This is a genomic window from Rhabdochromatium marinum, assembly GCF_016583795.1.
Classification (GTDB): Bacteria; Pseudomonadota; Gammaproteobacteria; order Chromatiales; family Chromatiaceae; genus Rhabdochromatium; species Rhabdochromatium marinum.
In genome coordinates this window covers 1-1,707 of the sequence record NZ_NRRS01000160.1, presented here as the reverse complement: position 1 = coordinate 1,707, position 1,707 = coordinate 1, and the positions used below count along the sequence as shown (strand labels likewise).

2 protein-coding genes are annotated in these 1,707 nt (G+C 61.4%); both read right to left on the bottom strand.

Annotated elements, in window-relative coordinates:
- Window positions 1–99 precede the first annotated feature (99 nt).
- Window positions 100–939 (bottom strand): hypothetical protein, encoded by an 840-nt coding sequence (locus tag CKO36_RS20665; protein WP_476705516.1) that lies wholly within the window; start codon window positions 937–939, stop codon window positions 100–102.
- A 26-nt stretch (window positions 940–965) separates the two neighbouring features.
- Window positions 966–1,412, bottom strand: coding sequence for a rhodanese-like domain-containing protein (locus tag CKO36_RS18975; RefSeq protein ID WP_338053528.1), 447 nt, complete (start codon window positions 1,410–1,412; stop codon window positions 966–968).
- Between the last annotated feature and the right edge of the window lie 295 nt (window positions 1,413–1,707).

Sequence of the window (1,707 nt, the reverse complement as noted above, 5' to 3'; positions counted from 1 at the left end):
CAGCGCGTGCATCAATTCGCCAAGAACATCAACCGCAACGTCTTTGAAGTAGCGGATCGCCTGTGGGTAAAGATCGCCCTCGACCCAGAGGAAGAAAAACTACGTATTCCAGGTTAGGCGCGGTTTAAATATGCAACAGCACCACCACGCCTTACTTGAACTGCTGGGATGGCGGTATGTGGCGTTATATTCTGGAAGCGGCTGAGGGGGGTGCGGAATGACGGCACCAACACCACTACGCGGGTGCAGTTGCGCCTGCTGTGGCATCGGGATACCAGCGATCAAGCGATCCGCGTCAGCACCTCGGATGGCAACGTCCGTTTGCACGGCCGAGCCGATAGCGAGCGAGCGCAGAACTTGGCCGCGCAGATCGCTGAACAGACCGATGAGGTCGTCGCCGCGCGTCTGCGCGAGACCTTGCGCTTCGACCGGCGCACTGCGGCTGCGGGCATTGATACTCCAGCGCGAGCAGGCCGCGAGCATTGCGCAAGGACTCGTCGGAGTCAGCGGTATCGACAACCGACTGAAGGTTGGATCCCAGAGCTGATGCAATCCGCAGATCGGCACGCTCGGTCTGGGTGATTTCCACCGCCACCGGGGCATTTGCACCCGATCGGCCGGCACGGCTTCGGTGGCGTCCCGAAACCCAAGATCACATGCTTTCCCACCAAGCTTCAGGTCGATCACCTGCGTCGTCTGCGCGAGGCTGGGCTCTACAAGGCCCCAATCGAGGGCGCGGTACTGGTCGACCCGCGCGTCGGCGAGCTCAAGGTCGGTCAGGATCTGCGTGTCGGCTTCGCCGCGAGCGATGGCATTCATCTGAAGTTGTTCATTTCCGAAAGCCTGGTTTTTCTGCTCAATGAGCCGCAGGCAATCTGCACGCTGGAGGATAAGGGCTGAGGACTGAGGACCACAAAAGCGCCGGGCGGCCACGGTCACCCGGCAATCCGCCGCGAGGTCTTACTTTATTCGGCTCTGTGTGTCGGCAAGCCTTCGGCCTCCCAACCGGTCATAACGCCAAGCACGTTGTAGACCTCGGTATGACCGCGCGCCTTGAGCACGCTGGCCGCGACCGAAGAGCGGAAACCGCTACCGCAGATGGTGGCGATCCGGCGATCCTTGGGCAGTTCACCGGCGCGGGCGGTCAGTTCGGCGCCGGTAAGGTGATGAGCTCCGCCGATATAACCCGCACTCCATTCGCCTGGCTGGCGGACGTCCAACACCAGCAGATCCTTGTTGTTCTCGACCGCACGGCCCAACTGACGCACCGTCCACTGCGGCAGGATCTCGATGGCTTTGCCGGCGGTACGCCACGCCAACATGCCGCCGGCCAGCCAGCCGCGCGGCAGCGGGTAACCGATGCGCAGCAACTGCCAGCAGACCTCCCAGAGATCCTCGGCGCGGTCGAGCACCAAGGATCAATTCGGACTCGGGCGACAAGACACTGCCCGCCCAAGTGGCGAAGCTGTTGCCGCCCCCGAGGTAGAACTGTTTGAAGAACATCGCGGTGCTGCTCCTAAAAACCTAAACAAAGTTGCTCATAGTGGTTTTTGGGTCATTCGCTCTCCGTTGATAGCACGCGGGATTGACCGGGCGAGCAACTGGAGTCCTGGTTGAGCAGTCCCAACCGGAGGCGCTCAGTCCGTGCTTGCACGATGGCCTTCACCGTTCGATATGGCGTGAACCGCTCGATGTCCGGATCAGTTA